The organism is Leifsonia naganoensis (genome assembly GCF_013410615.1).
Classification (GTDB): Bacteria; Actinomycetota; Actinomycetes; order Actinomycetales; family Microbacteriaceae; genus Leifsonia; species Leifsonia aquatica.
Genome location: NZ_JACCHJ010000001.1, coordinates 784,501 through 801,945 on the forward strand (window position 1 = coordinate 784,501; position 17,445 = coordinate 801,945).

Sequence of the window (17,445 nt, forward strand, 5' to 3'; positions counted from 1 at the left end):
GCGTTGTCGACGCTCTACTCGAACGCGACGACGATCTCGACCTCGACGGGCGAGTCGAGTGGGAGCACCGCGACGCCGACCGCCGACCGGGCGTGCACACCCGCATCGCCGAAGATCTCGCCGAGCACCTCGGAGGCGCCGTTGATGACACCGGGCTGACCGGTGAACGCCGGGTCGGACGCGACGAAGCCGACGACCTTGACGACGCGGGTCACCCGGTCGAGGGAGCCGAGGACGCTCTTGACCGCTGCGAGGGCGTTGAGGGCGCTCGTGCGGGCGTACTCCTTGGCATCGGCGGCCGGGATCAGACCGTGCCCCTCACCGACCTTGCCGGTCGCGGGCAACGCGCCCGACACCATCGGCAGCTGGCCGGACGTGTAGACGTGGTGGCCGTCGATCACGGCGGGCGTGTACGCGGCGACGGGCGGCACGACGCTCGGGATGTCGATCCCGAGCTCTACCAGGCGCGCCTCGACGGCGCCCATCAGGCGTCCGCCCCGTCGGTCACCGGACGCTTGAGGTAGGCCACCAGACCGCCCTCCGGACCGGTCACCACCTGGACCAACTCCCACCCCTCCGAGCCCCAGTTGTTGAGGATGGCGGCGGTGTTGTGGATCATCAGGGGCGTCGTGAGGTATTCCCAGCGCGGCATCGTGCTCCTTGCGTTCGGGGCGTTTATCAGGTTGATCACCTACTCTGATCCTATGTCTGCGAAAAAACCACGGGCTAGAGTTATGCTCGGCGCACTCGGGGGATTCCTCGGTATGAGCGCCGTCGCTGGGCTCTTGGTCACTGCCGCTGTCACGCCGGCGATCGCCGTGACCGGTATGGCCGCCAACAACGGCATCGGCGTGTTCGAGGGCCTTCCCGAGTACCTCGAGATCGGCACGCTCGCCCAGCCGACCACCATCTACGCGAAGAATTCCGACGGCTCCGACCGCGCTCTCGCGACTTTCTACTCCCAGAACCGCCTCCCCGTCACCTTCGGCCAGATCTCCCAGGCCGCCAAGGATGCGGCGATCGCCGGTGAGGACCCCCGCTTCTACAGCCACGGCGGCGTCGACATCCAGGGCACCATGCGCGGCGTCCTGTCGACCGTGTCCGGCGGCGGGGTGCAGGGCGGGTCGTCCATCACCCAGCAGTACGTCAAGAACGTGCTGCTGCAGAAGTGCGAGGCGATGCCCGTCAAGACCGACGAGCAGAAGAAGGCGTACCAGAACTGCGTCGACGACTCGACGGGCGTCACCCCCGACCGCAAGGTCAAGGAGATGAAGTACGCCATCGGGCTCGAGAAGAAGTACACAAAGGACCAGATCCTCGTCGGGTACCTCAACATCGCCGGCTTCGGCGGCTCGGTGTACGGCATCGAGGCCGCGGCGCGCTACTACTTCAACACCACAGCGGCCGCCCTGACGCCGGCGCAGTCGGCCAGCCTCCTCGCCATCGTGAACGAGCCCACCTCGCTCAAGCTGGACAATCCGGACTCCGAGACGAACGGCGCCGCCAACGGCTACGCCAAGAACAAAGAGCGCCGCGACTACATCCTGCAGAAGATGTACCAGTACAAGAAGCTGACCAAGGCGCAGTATGACGAAGCGGTCAAGACGCCCATCCAGCCGGTCATCACCCCGTCAGTCCGCGGTTGCCAGACGGCAGGCGGTTCGGCGTACTTCTGCGACTACGTGCAGAAGATCATCCTCAACGACCCGACCTTCGGCAAGGACGACGACACCCGCTCGGCGAACTTCAACCGCGGCGGCTACAAGATCTACACCTCACTCGACCTCGACCTGCAGCAGGTCGCCGAGGAGACCTTGAACTCCTACGTCCCGAAGACCTACAAGGTCGACCTCGGCGGCGTGCTCGTGGGTGTGCAGCCGGGCACCGGACGCGTGCTCTACATGGCGCAGAACAAGGACTATACGCAGGACGGGGAAGAGGCTGCGAGCGACGCCAGGTTCAGCGCGATCAACTACGCGACGGACTACGCCTACGGCGGCTCCGGAGGCTTCCAGGTCGGATCGACGTACAAGGTGTTCACGCTGGCCGAGTGGCTCAAGCAAGGTCACTCGCTGAACGAGACCGTGAACGCGAACGTCCGCACGTACACGAAGTTCAAGAACTCGTGCACGGGCGACTGGAGCGGCACCTACCGGCCGACGAACGACTCGGGCGGCGAAGAAGGTCAGCGCAGCGCGCAGAACGCCACCACCAACTCCATCAACACAGCATTCGTCTCGATGGCGTCGCAGCTGGACCTGTGCGAGATCAAGAACGACGCCGAGGCGTTCGGCGTCCACACCGCCACCAACGCCGAGCTGAACTCCGACCCGGCGTCGGTGCTCGGTACGAACAACATCGCACCGCTGACCATGGCCACCGCGTTCGCCGGAATCGCAAACAACGGCCTCACGTGCACCCCCGTCGCCATCGACAAGATCATCGACGGCAGCGGCAAGGAGGTCGCGCCTCCCGCGACCAAGTGCACGCAGTCCATCGACCCGACCGTGGCGAACACCATGGCCAAAGCCCTGCAGGGGCCGGTCCAAAGCGGAACCGCTGCCGGGATGAACACCACCGGCAAGGACATGCTCGGCAAGACCGGTACGACCGACGGCAACGAGCAGCTCTGGCTCGTCGCCGCCACGACGAAGGTCGCGGGTGCGTACTGGGTCGGCAACATCACCGGTCACCAGGACATGCGACGCATCTACCCGACGCACGGGACCACTCCTGCGCTCGCCCGTACCGCTGTGCAGCGCGCGATGATGTCGGCTGCCGTCGGAAAATACGGCGGGGACGACTTCCCGGCCGCGCCGGACAAGCTCGTCCGCGGTGTCCAGATCACCGTGCCCGACCTCGCGGGCAAGTCGCCGGACGAGGCGAAGAACGTTCTCAAGGGGCTCGGCCTCGAGAGTGCGGACGGCGGCCCCCAGGACTCCGCACAGCCTGCCGGCACCGTCTCGGCCACGGATCCCGCCGGAGGCAGCTCGGTCGGCAAGGGCACCGTCGTGACGATCTTCACCAGTAACGGCTCTCTCGCCATCGTCCCGAACGTGGTCGGCCAGAAAGCGTCCGACGCTCAGAAGGCGTTGACGGGAGCGGGCTTCAGCGTCAAGATCTCCGGCAGCGGCGGAGGGGATGCGATCGTGCAGTCCCAGGATCCCGCTGCGAACACCGCTGCGAAGCAGGGCACCCAGATCACCCTGACCGTGGCGGCTGCACCTGCCACAGCGCCGACACCGGGCAACGGCTAGTGGGACGCGGCTCCGCCCTCCGCCCGCTGGGTACCGCGCTCGCGGTGCTCGGTGCGGCGGGAGCGGCCGCGTTCGCCTACGGCTCGCTCATCGAACGCCGCGCCTTTACGCTCCGTGAGGTCTCGGTGCCGGTGCTGCCGGCCGGCTCGGAGCCGATCCGGGTGCTGCACCTCTCCGATCTGCACATGGCGCCGTGGCAGCGCGACAAGCAGGAGTGGGTGCGTTCGCTCGCCGCGCTGAAGCCGGATCTCGTCGTCGACACGGGAGACAATCTGAGCCACGAGGACGGCCTGGTCGGCGTTCGCGCCGCGCTCGACGCCTTCCGCGGGACGCCCGGCGTGTTCGTGCACGGCTCGAACGACTACTTCGGTCCCCAGCTGAAGAACCCGCTCAAGTATTTCTCCGGCCCATCGAAGAAGAACGGCTCGACCGCGCCGCGGCTCGACAACGCAGCGTTGACGGCATACATGCGCGACCTCGGCTGGCTCGACCTCAACAACGCCGTCGGCGCGCTCGACATCCGGGGCACCCACCTGGAGCTGTTCGGCGTCAACGACCCGCACATCCGCTATGACCGCGTGGAGGCCATCCCCGGCGCGCTGGACGAGCTCCGCGAGGACGATCCGTACAGCGACGATGCGACCTGGCCGGAAGACGCGCCCGCAGTGGCGCGACCGACGGTCACGCTCGGGGTCGTGCACGCGCCTTATCGTCGGGTGCTGGACGCGTTCGTCACCTACGGTGCGGCGATGATCTTCGCCGGGCACACGCACGGCGGCCAGGTCTGCGTACCCGGCTACGGCGCCCTCGTCACGAACTGCGACATTCCGCGCAAGCAGGTCAAGGGCCTGAGCATCTGGCGTCATGCCTTCCGCTCCGCCTTCCTCAATGTCTCGGCCGGCCTCGGCACGTCGATCTATGCGCCGGTGCGCTTCGCGTGCCGTCCTGAGGCGACGCTGGTGACGCTGACGGCGGCAGCCTGAGGGCCCGAGTGGTCATCAGCACCCCTCGCGCTCGTGTATCCTAGTTGAGGCCTTCAAGGCCATCGGGGTGTGGCGCAGCTTGGTAGCGCGCTTCGTTCGGGACGAAGAGGCCGCAGGTTCAAATCCTGTCACCCCGACCAGACAGCAAAAGGGAGAAGTCGGTTCGCGCAGCGAACTGGCTTCTCCCTTTTGCTGTCTGTCGCTGGTGTCTTCCCGGCCCCTGCCGCGAGGGGCCCCGGGCGCCGTTGAACGCGAAGCGTGAGGCGGCGTTCGGGGTAGCGGGAGGGTGCACCCCGACCAGACAGCAAAAGGGAGAAGTCGGTTCGCGCAGCGAACTGGCTTCTCCCTTTTGCTGTCTGTCGCTGGTGTCTTCCCGGCCCCTGCCGCGAGGGGCCCCGGGCGCCGTTGAACGCGAAGCCGCGAGGGCGATTCGTCGTTCCCTCTGCCATCCCACGCGCGCGATGGTGAATACTGGCCGCACGATGCTCTGAGTGAGGAAGCCGGTGGCGGTATGCGCAAGTGGTCCGTCGTCCTCATCCTCGGCAGCGCGCAGTTCGTCATGGTTCTCGACGGCACCGTGATGAACGTCTCCATCTCGACGGTCGTGGCGGACCTGCACACGACGGTGACCGCGATGCAGGCGGCCATCACGTTCTACACGCTCACGATGGCCGCGTTCATGCTGGTCGGCGCCAAGCTCGGCGATGTGTGGGGGCGCCGGCGAGCGTTCGTCATCGGGTCGATCGTCTATGCCGTCGGTTCGCTCACCACCGCGCTGGCTCCGAACATCGGGGTCCTGTTCCTCGGCTGGTCCGTCGTCGAGGGGCTCGGTGCGGTGCTGGTCATCCCGGCGATCGCCGCCCTCATCGCCGGCAGCTACCGGGGGCGCGATCGCATCACCGCCTACGCCGTGATCGGCGCGGTCTCCGGAGCGGCGGTCGCGGCGGGTCCGCTGATCGGCGGATTCGTGACCACCTACTTCGACTGGCGCTACGTGTTCGTGGCAGAAGTCGTGATCATGGCGGTCGTCGTCGTCTTCACCCGCGCCATCCCGGATCCGATCGGGCGGCAACCGGCGCGCATCGACATCTGGAGCGTGGTGCTCTCCGCAGCGGGACTCGTCTCCGTCGTGTACGGGATGCTGCAGAGCAAGATCTGGGGATGGATCATCCCGCTGCAGCCTCCGGAGATCGGCGGCGTCACGATCGCTCCCCTGGGGATCTCGCCCACCGCCTGGCTGATCCTGTTGGGCGCGGTGCTGCTCTGGGGCTTCGTCCGCCGCCAGTCGCAGCTGGTGCGGTCCGGGAGGCCGCCGCTGGTCCACGTGGAGGTGTTCTCGATCCGGCGGCTGCGCAGTGGGCTCACCGTGCTCGGTGCGCAGTACGCGGTGACCGCCGGCCTGTTCTTCATGGTGCCCGTCTACCTGCAGATGACGCTCGGCCTGGATGCTCTGCAGACGGGGATCAAGGTCTTCCCGCTATCGATCGCTCTGATCCTGTTCTCGATCGTCGGCACGACGCTGTCCCGCCGCTGGTCGCCGCGGCGCATCGTGCTCGTCGGTCAGGTGGTGCTGGTCGGAAGCGCCCTCCTGCTCCTGGGCTCGGTGACGACGGATCTGCGCAGCGGGCTCTTCGCCGCAGGGATGTTCCTCACCGGGGCCGCGCTCGGACTGCTCGCCTCCCAGCTCGGGAACGTCAACATGTCGAGCGTCGACGAAACGCGGACGAGCGAGGTCGGCGGCCTTCAGGGTGTGTTCCAGAACCTCGGTTCCTCCCTCGGGACCGCCCTGATCGGCTCCGTGCTCATCGGCGCCCTCGCCACCTCCTTCGCCTCCGGCGTCGCGGCCAGCTCCCTGCCGCAATCCGTGCAGTCCGAGATCCAGCAGCGGACCGAGGGCGGCGTCGCGATCGTGCCGGCGTCGAGCGTGGATGAGATCGCGACGGAGGCCGGGTTGTCGTCCGAGGACGCTCAGACCCTCACCGGCATCTACCGGGACGCCCAGGTCTCATCGTTGCGCATCGCCTTCTTCGGCCTGACCGCGATCACGCTGATCTCGCTGGTGTTCTCGCGCGGGCTCCCCTCCGATCCACCGGAGCGGACAGCCCGCACCCGCCGGAACGGGCGCGCGGACGAGCGACGAGTGGACACCGGCCCTCGCTAGGCTGCCTCCATGGAACCGCACGAGGTCTGGGCGAGCCCGACCACCCTGCTGACCCTGGACGGACGCGTGCTCGAGGTCTTCGGCTTCGCCGATGCGCAGCGCTTCCACCTCGCCTTCCGGCCGGTTCTCCGGCGCAGCGCGAAGCTGGTGACGATCACGCCGGAGCACGGCCCGAAGCTGAGTTTCTTCTACGACCGGGAGAACGCCGAACGCCTGGACGCGTTCGCCCGCCTCCTCGAGACGGCGCACCCGGCCCGGTAGACAGGACCGGTCAGAAAGCGTCCGGCCGCGCGAACTCCGCGTTCGCGTAGCGGGAGTCCGGGTCGATGTGGGCGCGCACCAGCGGCACGGTCCGGTTGACCGCGGTGTCGATGCGACCCCGGAGATCGTCCGAGGTGATCGCGTAGTCCGCGAAGTCGCTCTCAGCGGCGTAGATACCGAGAGGCAGCGTCAACGACTGGAAGAACCCGAAGAGCGGACGCATCTGGTGCTCGACGAGGAGCGCGTGACGATCGCTGCCGCCCGTCGCCGTGAGCACGATCGGCTTGTCGACGAGGGCGTACTGCCCGATGTGGTCGAAGAAGAGCTTGAAGAGGCCCGTGTAGGTGGCGCGATACGCCGGCGACCCGACGACGATGACGTCCGCGGCCTCGACGGCCTCCAACGCCTCCACGACCTCCGGCCCGAGGTGCGACCGGAACGGGCCGGCCCCGAGCTGGCCCAGGAGCGGCGCGAGCTCGATCGTGCGGTGCGTGCCGCCGATCGCCTCGGCGAACGACCGCGCGACCTCGTCCACCAGGACGGTGGTGCGGGAGGGATGAGTGGGGCTGCCGCTCACTCCGACGACCGTGGGGACGTGTGCCATGCGGGGACCGCCTTCGTGTGTCTTCGGCTCGGGAACGCCCTCACGCTACTCGCGTGCTGCGCCGGTCTCCTCCCGGAGCGTCATCCACCGTCATGCAGCCGGGTACAGCTCCGAGACGATCTCGATCGAGCGGATCCGCCCCTCCACCGTCGCAGCCCCCGACGACACCATCAGCTCGTCGGCCCCGGTGGAGGCCAGGAGCGCGTCGAGACGGCCGCGCACCTCGTCGGGCGTGCCGATCGCCTGACGGGCGTTGCGCGCGGCGATGAACTCCTCCTCGAGCGGGCTGAAGTCGTACGCCAGCGCCTCCTCCACGCTCACCGGCTGCGGCTTCTGCCCCTGGCGCATGCGGAGGAACGACAGCTGACCCGGCAGCGACAGCGCACGGACCGTCTGCGGGTCCTCGTCCGACACGACGTTCACCGCGATCATCGTGTGCGGCGCGTCGAGCAGGTCGCTCGGCTCGAACTTCGACCGGTAGAGGTCGAGCGCCGCCTCGGTGTTCTCGCCGGCGAAGTGATGGGCGAACGCGAAGGGGAGGCCGAGGGCGGCGGCGACCTGGGCGCTGAACCCGCTGGACCCGAGCAGCCAGACCTGCGGCGCGTCGCCGAGGCCGGGCACGGCGGTGATCGTGTGGAGCGGGTTGGCGTCGCTCATGCCGCCGTAGAAGAAGCCGAACAGGTCGAGCAGCTGCTGCGGGAAGTCGTCGACACCGAGGCCCTGCTCGCTCCGGCGCAGCGCCATCGCGGTCGCCCCGTCTGTCCCCGGAGCCCGGCCGATCCCGAGGTCGATGCGGTCCCCGTAGAGGGCGCGCAGCGTGCCGAACTGCTCGGCGACGACCAGCGGCGCGTGATTGGGGAGCATGACTCCACCGGACCCGACGCGGATGCGCTCGGTGGCGGCGGCAACTCCCGCGATCAGCACGGCGGGGGCGCTGGAGGCGATGGCCGGCATCCCGTGGTGCTCGGCCACCCAGAACCGGTCGTAGCCGAGCGCCTCCGCGGCCTGCGCGAGACGGACGGTGCCGGCGACCGCGTCGGCGTTGGTACCGTCGGCGGGGCGGGAGGCGAGGTCGAGGACGGAGAGGGGGATGCTGCGATTGGTCACACTGAGGCCAACGGGACGACGCGGGATGTCATTCCATCCCGCACGCCCGATCGCTCAGGATTCTCGGACCTTGCGCGCCCAGAAGACGACCGAGACGGTCACGAGCCCGGCGGCCAGGAGGCCACCCCCGATCCAGATGGCCCAGATCGCCATGGTCGAGCCGGTGTCGGCGAGCCCGGAACCGGGATCGGACACGGTGACGGCGGAGTCCGCAGGAAGCACGGTGATGGAGGCCGGGCACTCGTGGTTGCTCGTGCGCCCCACGCCGACGAACGAGTAGACGCCGGTCGCGTCGGCCGGAAGGGTCACCGCGAGGAGATCGCTGCCGTCGGCGTTCGACTGCTTCGCGAAGTGGACGCTGCTGGTGGCGGCTTTGAACACGGCGAGGGTGATGCTGGCGCCGTCCGACCCGGAGCCCGTCCAGTCGATGAACTCCTTGGAGGCCCAGGTGCCGGGCTGGCAGACCAGGTGCACGGTGTCGCCCGCGTGTGCGACGGCGGTGTCGAACCGGCAGGGCGAGCCCTGGGTGTAGTCGACGGCGTTCGCCGCAGTGGGCGCTGCGAGCAGCACCGCCACGGTCACGGCTGCCGCCGCGAGGATCTTCTTGAGCATGACCACGCCTTTCGCCGCCCGGCTTCGACGTCGGGAATTTGATTAATCCTCACTTTACGCTGGATGCACAGTCGACGGCAATCGAACCGATGGTGGATTCTGTCCCCACATCGGGGGTCGTCCCGTTGCCCGGGAGCGTCGGAGTCGTGGTCACCGCGACTCCCGTCCCCGTCTGCTTCACCCCGAGGAAGTCGACCTGAACCGTCTTCTGCTCCCCCGGCGCCAGCGTGACCGTGAGGACGGCGACCGGCCTTCCGCGGTCCGTCCCCGTCACCGTGGCATCAGCGTTCGCGGTGCCCGCGAGCAGACCACCCGACGGACCATACACGGCCACCCGCGTCTGGATCAGCCCCGGGGCGACGCCGGACATCCCGCCGCCGGTGACGTAAGCGGGTAGCGACGTCGCGGCATCGGCCGGCGCGCGATTGGCCAGCGTGACCGCGACGCGCGTGGTCGGCTTGCCGTCGGCACGGCAGACAGCGGCCCCTGCCGCGATGGAGGTGTCGAGGTAGTAGTCCATCTTGGAGCCGGTCGCGTCGTTGAAGTACACGCCGACGCCCGCGGTCGACGGGGTCGATGTGGGAAGCCCACCCGCGAGGCTCGTCGAGGCGAGGACCGCCTGCTCCCCGGGATGCGCACTCCAGATCAGCAGTCGATGCGACGAGCCGGCGGCGGCGAGCGACGAGACCAGGGTGGAACCGTCGATGCCGCCTGCGGCGACGCGCTGGAACACCGCCGCGGCCGCCGAAGCGAAGAATGCGTCCTGCTGGTGCGGGTCCACGTACCGCTGGTACACCTCGCTCAGCAGGAGGTGGACGGCGTTGGCCGATGTCAACGTGTCACCGCTCGGGAGGGCGACCGGCCCGGTGGCGCGCAGCACGGCCGCGAGGACCACCGGGTCCATCGTGACGACACCGTCGACGGTCCCACCGTTCTTCAGCGTCCACATCCGGGATGCGGTGGAGGCAGCGAGCGGGAAGTCCGGGGTGAAGTTCACGTCCTGGATGAACCGTCCGACGAGCGGACCGTAGAGCCCGGTGGGGCCTTCCGGGATCGAGGCGACCGGTTCGTCCCACGGCCCGATGGATGTTCCCGCCTGCTGGGCGGTCAAGGAGATCGCTCCATGGTCGGCCTGGATGAGCGCGACGGATCCGATGAGACCGCCAGTTGCGCGCAGCTCAGCCGGATTCTGGGCGACCAGGAGGTAGCTGCGGGGACCGTTCGCGCCGAGCATGGCGGGAAGCAGCTTCGCACCATTGCCCACGGCGTCCACCGCGGGCGTCGCCTCGGCGAAGAGCGTGCGCAGGCGCTCGACGGCCGAACCGACGGGCGGGATGGTGGCGGAGGCGTCCACCGCCGCCATGGTCTTTTCCGCGCCGTGGAACGCGGCCTGCGCCTTGGCCACGACCGGCTGGGCGGCGATGAGAGGCGCGAGGTCGACTCGACCGTGCGTGACCGCGAGTGCGCGCGGGTCGGCCGAGGCAGCGACACCGACGAGCGGCTGGATGACCTGCGACGCGACCGTGTCGGTGGCGGCGGCGGCCGTGCGCACCGCGACGAGGTTCGGTCCGACCCACGGGATGAACTCCACGGTCCGCCAGATCGGGTCGCCCGTCAGCGACGCAGCGGACGAGGCGCGCTTCTCCAGAGTGGTCGCCGCCGATCGGGCGCCCGCGAGGTCCCCGGCCACGACGGCGTGCTGGATGCTGCGTGCCGCCGGCAGGGCCGCGTTCAGCTCCTGCCGTGCGAGGAAGCCGCGGATCCCGATCCAGGCGGCCACGCCCACGATCACGAGCAGAACGGCGGCGACGATCCAGGTCGCGACCCGACGGCGACGGCGGCGTGCGGGGTGAGGCGGCTCCGCCGGGAGGGGCGGCGCCTCCTCATGGGAGAGTCCGGTCACCATGAGGTCAAATGTAACAAATCCTCATGTTTTAGCATCCCCCGAAACGAGGGCCGTGAGCCCGCCCGCGCTAGCGACCCAGGCCGCGGTAGGACCAGCCCGCCGCACGCCACGACGACGGGTCCAGCACATTGCGGCCGTCGATGACGCGCTTCTCCGCGACGATGGCGCCGAAGGCCACCGGGTCGAGCGCCCGGAACTCCGGCCACTCGGTGATGAGCACCACGATGTCCGCGCCCGCTGCCGCCTCCTCGGCGGTCGCCGCGTAGGCGAGCTGCGGCGCGCGGCGACGCGAATTGGGGATCGCCTCGGGATCCGTCGCCGTCACGATCGCTCCCGCATCCGCCAGCCGCTCCGCGACGTCGAGTGCCGGCGAGTCGCGGATGTCGTCGGAGTGGGGCTTGAACGCGAGTCCCAGTACGGCGACACGCAGCCCGGCGAGCTCGCCGGCCTCCTCGCGCACCAGCTCCACCACGCGGTCACGACGTCGGAGGTTGATCTTGTCGACCTCGGCGAGGAACTCCACCGCGTCGCCGCGGCCCAGCTCGCGGGCGCGAGCGGTGAAGGCGCGGATGTCCTTCGGCAGGCACCCGCCGCCGAAGCCCACACCGGCGTTGAGGAAGCGCCGGCCGATGCGCGCGTCGTGTCCGATGGCGTCGGCCAGCTGCGTGACGTCGGCCCCGGTGACCTCGGCGATCTCCGCCATCGCGTTGATGAACGAGATCTTCGTCGCGAGGAAGGCGTTGGCCGCGACCTTCACGAGCTCGGCGGTCGCGTAGTCCGTCACGATGACGGGCGTTCCCGCTGCGACGGCCTTCGCGTACACCTCGTCGAGGATGCCGGCAGCCCGCTCGCCGGCCGGCCCGGACGGGACGCCGTAGACCAGGCGATCGGGACTCACCGTGTCCTGGACGGCGAAGCCTTCACGGAGGAACTCCGGATTCCAGGTCAGGGTGACCTCGGGTGCGCGTTCGGAGACGAGCTGCGCGAGCCGCGTCGCCGTCCCGACCGGGACGGTGCTCTTGCCGACGAGCACATCCCCGGGCTTCACGTGGTCGAGCAGCGCGGTGAAGGCCGCGTCGACGAAGCGGAGGTCGGCGGCGTCGCCGTCCGCGCTCTGCGGCGTCCCGACGGCGACGAAGTGCACGTCGGCCTCTTCGGCCGCAGCCAGGTCCGTGGTGAAGCGCAGCCGCCCGCTCGCCGTCGCCGAGGCGAGCACCTCGGGCAGCCCCGGCTCGAAGAAGGGCGCGCGCCCGGCCGACAGCTCGGCGATCCTCACCTCATCGACGTCGATGCCGACGACCTCGTGCCCGAGGTCGGCCATCGACGCCGCATGCACCGCACCCAGATAGCCGCAACCGATCACGGAAATACGCATGTCGCCCCTTCTCGCGCGCCCGCGATGCTCAGGTGAAATCGGAGTCGGGTTCGCTGTCGTACGCCGTCGCTGCGGCCCCGACCGGCCAATGCCGCCGACCGTTGTTGAGCACCCCACGGCTCTCCTGCAGATAACAGTTGCCGCAGAGGGACTCGTACCCCACATCCACCCCGTCGATCGCCACCTGAGCGCCGTCGAAGACGAAGACGCCGTCGACCGTGCGCGCGTTGAAGATCGCCTTGCGCCCGCACCGGCAGATCGTCTTCAGCTCCTCCAGGCTGTGCGCCACCTCGAGGAGGCGCCTGCTGCCCGGGAAGGCGACGGTCTGGAAGTCGGTCCGGATGCCGTAGGCGAGCACCGGGATGCCTTCGAGCAGGGCGATCCGCAGGAAGTCGTCGACCTGCGACTCGGTCAGGAACTGCGCCTCGTCGACGAGGAGCGCGCTCACATCCGTGTCGTAGCGCTTGATCGTGCGCTCGCGGAGCTGCTGGAACTTGCCGTACGCGTCGGTCTCGGGAGCGATCAGGAAGTCGACGTCGCGGGTGACTCCGAGGCGCGACAGGATGCCCATGTCGCCCTTCGTGTCGATCGCGGGCTTCGCGAGCAGCACGCGGTGACCACGTTCCTCGTAGTTGTAGGCCGCCTGCAGCATCGCCGTGCTCTTGCCGCTGTTCATCGCGCCGTAGCGGAAATACAGTTTTGCCACGCAACGATCCTAGACGGCGACGATGGGTGTCAGGTGAGGTAGCCGTCTTCGGCGGCGCGGCGGATGAGGTCCGCGCGCGAGCTGGTGGGTCTCCCCGCCTTTCCGTACTTCTCGCGCACGCGGCGCAGGTAGGTCTTGGCGGTCTCGTACTGCACGTTCATCGCCTTGGCGACTTCCGAGGTCGTGCGGCCGTCGGCGTAGAGCACGAGGGCCTGCCGCTCGCCATCGCTCAGGCGGGGCCGTGCAGCCTCCGGGATGATCGGGCGCGGGCGCCAGACCAGTTCGGGGGCGGGGCTCCCCCGGTCGCCGCTGCGACCGACCGCCGCGAGCGCAGCGTCGAGGAGTTCACTCATCGGCTGGGACTTGGTCACGTAGGCGAGGGCGCCGGCGGCGAGGGCGGCATCGCGGTCCTCCTGCGTGTCGACCGCGCTGAGGACGATGACCTTGGCGCCGGCCGCCCGGCAGGTCCGCACCCGCGCCCCGATCGACACGGACTCCCGCAGCTGGAGGTCCATGATCACCAGGTCCGTGGGGAACGCGTCGCTGTGCACGAGTTCGATCCAGCTGCCGGCACGCAGAACGAGATCGAACTCCGGTGCGTTCTTCTCGATCCAGGTGGCGAGGCTGTCGAGGAGGATCTCGTGGTCGTCGAGGATCGCCAGCCGTGCTGGCGCGGGGACGGGGGATGCGGGGGTGGTGCTCATGGTCTGCGGCTTCCAGGATAGGCGAATCGGAGCGTCAGTTCGCCCGCGCGCACGCGCAGGCCCGTCTCCATCGAGACGGATCGGAGGGCGCTGAGATACGGGACGAGCTCGCGCCGGACCCCTCGCCGCTGCTGCGCGATGCGCGCGGTGAGCTCGAAGGAGGGGTGCTCCGGCTCGGCGACGTCGATCCGGAGGCTCGCCGGATCGAGACCGGGAAGCTCCGAGACGGTGGCGACGAGCGCGGACACGATCGCGCGCTGCTCGTCGGTGAGGACGCGGTCCAGCCGGTCGGGGTCGTGGACGCGGCTGGGAGCGGCCGTGCCGTCCGTGGGCGCGCGCCCGGCGAGGGCGAGCTCGACGGTCTCGTCGAGCCAGGTCCGCTCGACCGACGACACGGCCAGCGCACGGAGGCCGGACGCGAGCTCACCGGCTCTGTCGCGGTCGGCCGCGGTGATCTCGCCGCGCGCGCGCACACCGTCGAGGAAGGGGACGATCTCCTCGAACGCCGCCGCGCTCTCCTGCGCGACCTGGCGCTGCGCCGTGTCGCGCAGCTCGCCTTCGAGGCGCTCCTGGCCCGCGCGGGCGACCTCCCGCCAGCGGAGCGTCTCGCCGGTCATCGTCCAGGCGTACCCCGCCCCGCCGAGAGCGAGCGCGAGCACGGGGGTCGCGGCGACGGTGGCGTACACGATCGGGCCCGTGTGGATCGCGAGGGTGCCCGACTGCAGCGCGGCGAAGGCACCGACGACGACGGCCCCTGCCAGGGCGGCGGCGAGCACCTCGAGCACCGGCCGGTAGAGCGGCATCGCGATCAGGAGGAGCGCGATCGCGATCTGCCCCCAGTCGTCCTGGATTCGGAGGTTGTGCCCCCACACCGACGCGTCGAAGAGACAGGCTGCGGCGATCGCCAGGCCGATCACGGCCACGTGCGACCAGCGGCCGAACGGGGCCAGACCGGGGTGCGTGCGCACCGCGGCCACGGCGACGGCCAGCACCAGCACGACGATCGCGGCGATGGCCAGCGCCGGCGAGCGGAGCTGGTCGCGGTGCCAGATCGTCGACGTGACGGCGTAGCCGATCGCGGTCGCGCCGATCAGCGGGACGAGGAGCCATGCCGACTGCACGCCCAGGGGGTCGAGCCGCTGCGGCGTCCGCTCGACCGGTACGGACCGCAGGCGCACGATCGTGGCGGACGCGACCCCGCGCGGGGCGCTCATGCGACGACCTCCGGAGCGCACGGGACGACCATGATGACCGTGGTGCCGACGTCCGCGCTGGAGTAGACGGTGACCGTCCCTCCGACGCGGGAGATGCGGTCGTGCACCGACTGTCGCAGGCCGAGCCGGTCGCCGGCGGTGGAGTCGGGTGCGAAACCGCGGCCCCCGTCGACGACCATCACCGAGAGGGAGTCGTCGCAGATGCTGAGCGCGACCTCCGCCGTCGCACTGCCGGAGTGTCGGATGACATTGACCAGGCACTGCCGGACGGCCAGTCCGATCGCGCGGAGGGTCGTCTCGTCGAGCCGCGCGATCGAGGCCCGGTCGCCGGAGACGTCGACCGCCAGCCCCTCGTCGCGAGCATCCTCGATGGCGCGGTGCAGATCGCTGCGGTACCAGGGGTCGTCGTCGATGCCCTCGGCCGCCAGGGCCTGCGTCAGCGAGGGGAGGCCGCGCCCGAGGGCCAGCAGGTCGGCGTCGATGCGCTCCCGAAGGCGCTCGGGCAGCGGTCCGGGCTCGGACCGCGAGACCGCGAGGAGCTCGCTGAGCACCGTGTCGTGCGTGTCGGCGGCGAGGTCGGCGACGAGCGAACGTCGCAGCTCGACCAGCCGGACGTCTCGGACGGCACGGTGGATGGCGGATTGCGTGCGCCCCCGCGACCCCCGGGTGAGCCCGTCGAAGGCCAGCACCCCCACCAAGAGCAGGTACGCTCCGAGCGAGATGGCGTCGGTCGTGAACACCCGGTCCGTCGTGACGGCGGCGAGCAGGACGGCCGCCTCGGCGAGCGCGAACCCGAGCGACGCCCAGAGGATCCCGGCGAGGGCGCCCGTACCGGTGCCCCCGACCAGCGTCATCGCGACGACCGGCAGCGCGACCACGAACAGGTTCGTGTCCCGGTAGGCCGGGGTGCCGAGGAAGATCGCCACCACGTAGAAGTAGGTGCAGACGGTTCCGACGGCCAGGTACGCGATCGTGAGAGCGACGGTGCGCCCGCGAGCGAGCAGCGCCAGCACGGCCAGCAGCGCGACCATCGGCAGCAGCATCGCGAGCGTCAGCCACGAAGCGCCGTTCACCCCTTGGCCGAAGCCCGAGAAGAGGGCGTTGACGAGCGCCGCCACCAGGCAGACGAGCCCGGCCCAGCGGGCCGCCGTCGCGAGAGCTCGCGAGTTGGCCGCCCGCGAGAGGTGGGTGGGTAGGCCGAGGGACACGCGACCCCTTTCGCGAGAGCGGGCGATCCGGCACGAGCCGGAGGGATCGGATCGTCCCGGCTCCCTCGGGAATTATGGCACCCGCCGGGCACCGCGTGTACCCCGCACCTCCCCCGTTCTTGTACCCCATTACGGTGCCCGCCCCGCCGTCGCGCTCAGACTCGCGCTCAGAACAGCGTCGGCTGCAGTCCTGCGGCGAGCAGCGAGGCTCCCACGAGCGACTCGGCATCCGGCGCCCCACCGTGCGACGAGGGCCCCTCACCGGCGCGCGCGCCAGCGCCGCCCGCGCCCGCACCCGTGCCGGCGCTCACGACGCGCCGTTCGCCCTCGGTGTCGCGCAGCATCCCGAGGGCGGACGACCGCACCCCGCCCGTCATGGGATCCTCCTCGCCGCGTTCGAGCCCGTGCGCCCGGATGAGCGGCTTGATCCGCGCCGCCAGCCACTTGCGGTACTCGGCGGGCGCGTACGTGCCGCGGCCGTACATGCTCCGATAGCGCGGGAGGAGTTCGGGATGCTCGCGTGAGAGCCAGAGGTAGTACCACTCCTTCACTCCCGGCTTGAGGTGCAGAGCGGTGTACAGGACGGAGGTCGCCCCCGCCTCCTTCGCCTGACGGAGGGCCTCGTCGAGGTGGGCCCGTGTGTCGGTCAGGTACGGCAGGATCGGCATCAGGAAGACCGCGCAGTCGAGCCCGTGCTCGCGCACCGCGGTCACGGTCGCCAGCCGCGCCTTCGTGCTGGGCGTGCCCGGCTCGACCGACTGCTGCAGCTCGTCGTCGTACACGGCGATGGACATCGCGAGGTCGACGGGGACGCGCTTCGCCGCCGCCGCCAGGTGGTCGAGGTCGCGACGCATCAGCGATCCCTTGGTGAGGATGCTGAACGGCGTACCCGTGTCGGCGAGCGCGTCGATGATTCCGGGCATGAGCGAGTACCGGCCCTCGGCGCGCTGGTACGGGTCGGTGTTCGTGCCGAGCGCGACGGGATGCCGCCCCCAGCTCGGCCGCGACAGCTCCTTGCGCAACACCTCGGCCACGTTGACCTTGACGATGATCTCCTGATCGAAGTCTTTGCCCTGATCGAGTTCCAGATAGCTGTGCGTCGGACGCGCGAAGCAGTAGACGCACGCGTGCGAGCACCCGCGATACGGGTTGATCGTCCAGCCGAACGGCATCGGACCGCCGCCGCCCGGGATCTTGTTGAGCGCCGACTTCGCGAGCACCTCGTGGAAGGTGATGCCCGCGAAGTCGGGCGTTCGCACCGAGCGCACGAGGTTGTTGAGCCGCGCGAGCCCGGGCAGCGTCGACGGCGCTTCCGCCGTGAGTTCCTGCCCGCTCCATCTCATGACT

General features: G+C 69.8%; 16 protein-coding genes and 1 tRNA gene. 5 read left to right on the forward strand and 12 right to left on the reverse strand.

Annotated elements, in window-relative coordinates:
- Positions 1–14 precede the first annotated feature (14 nt).
- A complete protein-coding gene (locus HNR14_RS03770; protein ID WP_179699948.1) occupies positions 15–485 on the reverse strand; it encodes a RidA family protein in 471 nt (156 codons plus the stop codon).
- Positions 485–652 carry a Sp36 family protein gene (sp36, locus tag HNR14_RS03775; RefSeq protein WP_021765346.1) on the reverse strand — a complete coding sequence of 56 codons (168 nt, stop codon included), beginning with the start codon at positions 650–652 and terminating at the stop codon, positions 485–487. Before sp36 ends, HNR14_RS03770 begins: the two co-directional genes overlap by 1 nt.
- Positions 653–764: 112 nt before the next feature.
- On the opposite strand from sp36, the gene HNR14_RS03780 reads away from it, so the two are divergent.
- The 5 genes from HNR14_RS03780 (at position 765) to HNR14_RS03800 (ending at position 6,662) form a co-directional block, all read left to right on the forward strand.
- Entirely contained in the window at positions 765–3,257 is a 2,493-nt protein-coding gene (locus HNR14_RS03780; RefSeq protein WP_246311514.1) for a transglycosylase domain-containing protein, read from the forward strand.
- Positions 3,257–4,240, forward strand: a complete 984-nt coding sequence (locus HNR14_RS03785; RefSeq protein WP_179699950.1) for a metallophosphoesterase — start codon at positions 3,257–3,259, stop codon at positions 4,238–4,240. Before HNR14_RS03780 ends, HNR14_RS03785 begins: the two co-directional genes overlap by 1 nt.
- Before the next feature lie 63 nt (positions 4,241–4,303).
- A tRNA-Pro gene (locus tag HNR14_RS03790) sits at positions 4,304–4,380 on the forward strand.
- A gap of 371 nt (positions 4,381–4,751) precedes the next feature.
- Complete coding sequence (locus tag HNR14_RS03795; RefSeq protein ID WP_179699951.1) at positions 4,752–6,401, forward strand: MFS transporter; 1,650 nt, start codon at positions 4,752–4,754, stop codon at positions 6,399–6,401.
- 9 nt (positions 6,402–6,410) lie between these two features.
- Entirely contained in the window at positions 6,411–6,662 is a 252-nt protein-coding gene (locus HNR14_RS03800) for a hypothetical protein (protein ID WP_179699952.1), read from the forward strand.
- A 10-nt stretch (positions 6,663–6,672) separates the two neighbouring features.
- On the opposite strand, the gene msuE is transcribed toward HNR14_RS03800, so the two are convergent.
- The 10 genes from msuE to HNR14_RS03850 all read right to left on the reverse strand — a co-directional run bounded on the left by msuE (position 6,673) and on the right by HNR14_RS03850 (position 17,441).
- Positions 6,673–7,266, reverse strand: coding sequence for an FMN reductase (gene msuE / locus HNR14_RS03805; RefSeq protein WP_179699953.1), 594 nt, complete (start codon positions 7,264–7,266; stop codon positions 6,673–6,675).
- A 90-nt stretch (positions 7,267–7,356) separates the two neighbouring features.
- Entirely contained in the window at positions 7,357–8,373 is a 1,017-nt protein-coding gene (locus HNR14_RS03810; RefSeq protein ID WP_021765340.1) for an LLM class flavin-dependent oxidoreductase, read from the reverse strand.
- Positions 8,374–8,427: 54 nt separating this feature from the next.
- A complete protein-coding gene (locus HNR14_RS03815; RefSeq protein ID WP_021765339.1) occupies positions 8,428–8,985 on the reverse strand; it encodes an LPXTG cell wall anchor domain-containing protein in 558 nt (185 codons plus the stop codon).
- A gap of 49 nt (positions 8,986–9,034) precedes the next feature.
- Positions 9,035–10,891 (reverse strand): DUF4012 domain-containing protein, encoded by a 1,857-nt coding sequence (locus HNR14_RS03820; RefSeq protein ID WP_179699954.1) that lies wholly within the window; start codon positions 10,889–10,891, stop codon positions 9,035–9,037.
- Positions 10,892–10,958: 67 nt separating this feature from the next.
- The gene (locus HNR14_RS03825) at positions 10,959–12,266 is read right to left on the reverse strand and encodes a UDP-glucose dehydrogenase family protein (protein WP_179699955.1); all 1,308 of its coding nucleotides are present in this window, start codon (positions 12,264–12,266) and stop codon (positions 10,959–10,961) included.
- A 28-nt stretch (positions 12,267–12,294) separates the two neighbouring features.
- Positions 12,295–12,972, reverse strand: a complete 678-nt coding sequence (locus tag HNR14_RS03830; RefSeq protein WP_179699956.1) for a thymidine kinase — start codon at positions 12,970–12,972, stop codon at positions 12,295–12,297.
- A 29-nt stretch (positions 12,973–13,001) separates the two neighbouring features.
- Entirely contained in the window at positions 13,002–13,676 is a 675-nt protein-coding gene (locus tag HNR14_RS03835) for a response regulator transcription factor (RefSeq protein WP_021765335.1), read from the reverse strand.
- On the reverse strand, positions 13,673–14,890 hold the full coding sequence (locus HNR14_RS03840; protein ID WP_179699957.1) for a hypothetical protein: 1,218 nt from the start codon (positions 14,888–14,890) through the stop codon (positions 13,673–13,675). Before HNR14_RS03840 ends, HNR14_RS03835 begins: the two co-directional genes overlap by 4 nt.
- Positions 14,887–16,098: a sensor histidine kinase gene (locus tag HNR14_RS03845; protein ID WP_246311515.1), complete on the reverse strand. Its 1,212-nt coding sequence runs from the start codon at positions 16,096–16,098 to the stop codon at positions 14,887–14,889. Before HNR14_RS03845 ends, HNR14_RS03840 begins: the two co-directional genes overlap by 4 nt.
- 167 nt (positions 16,099–16,265) lie before the next feature.
- Positions 16,266–17,441, reverse strand: a complete 1,176-nt coding sequence (locus HNR14_RS03850) for an Rv2578c family radical SAM protein (RefSeq protein WP_179699958.1) — start codon at positions 17,439–17,441, stop codon at positions 16,266–16,268.
- Between the last annotated feature and the right edge of the window lie 4 nt (positions 17,442–17,445).

What these genes read in the sequence shown, in the direction of transcription:
- HNR14_RS03770 (WP_179699948.1), bottom strand. Translation starts at nt 485, where the DNA reads ATGGGCGCCGTCGAGGCGCGCCTGGTAGAGCTCGGGATCGACATCCCG.
- HNR14_RS03825 (WP_179699955.1), bottom strand. Translation starts at nt 12,266, where the DNA reads ATGCGTATTTCCGTGATCGGTTGCGGCTATCTGGGTGCGGTGCATGCG.
- HNR14_RS03835 (WP_021765335.1), bottom strand. Translation starts at nt 13,676, where the DNA reads ATGAGCACCACCCCCGCATCCCCCGTCCCCGCGCCAGCACGGCTGGCG.
- HNR14_RS03795 (WP_179699951.1), top strand. Translation starts at nt 4,752, where the DNA reads ATGCGCAAGTGGTCCGTCGTCCTCATCCTCGGCAGCGCGCAGTTCGTC.
- HNR14_RS03800 (WP_179699952.1), top strand. Translation starts at nt 6,411, where the DNA reads ATGGAACCGCACGAGGTCTGGGCGAGCCCGACCACCCTGCTGACCCTG.
- msuE (WP_179699953.1), bottom strand. Translation starts at nt 7,266, where the DNA reads ATGGCACACGTCCCCACGGTCGTCGGAGTGAGCGGCAGCCCCACTCAT.
- HNR14_RS03820 (WP_179699954.1), bottom strand. Translation starts at nt 10,891, where the DNA reads ATGGTGACCGGACTCTCCCATGAGGAGGCGCCGCCCCTCCCGGCGGAG.
- HNR14_RS03815 (WP_021765339.1), bottom strand. Translation starts at nt 8,985, where the DNA reads ATGCTCAAGAAGATCCTCGCGGCGGCAGCCGTGACCGTGGCGGTGCTG.
- sp36 (WP_021765346.1), bottom strand. Translation starts at nt 652, where the DNA reads ATGCCGCGCTGGGAATACCTCACGACGCCCCTGATGATCCACAACACC.
- HNR14_RS03840 (WP_179699957.1), bottom strand. Translation starts at nt 14,890, where the DNA reads ATGAGCGCCCCGCGCGGGGTCGCGTCCGCCACGATCGTGCGCCTGCGG.
- HNR14_RS03780 (WP_246311514.1), top strand. Translation starts at nt 765, where the DNA reads ATGAGCGCCGTCGCTGGGCTCTTGGTCACTGCCGCTGTCACGCCGGCG.
- HNR14_RS03850 (WP_179699958.1), bottom strand. Translation starts at nt 17,441, where the DNA reads ATGAGATGGAGCGGGCAGGAACTCACGGCGGAAGCGCCGTCGACGCTG.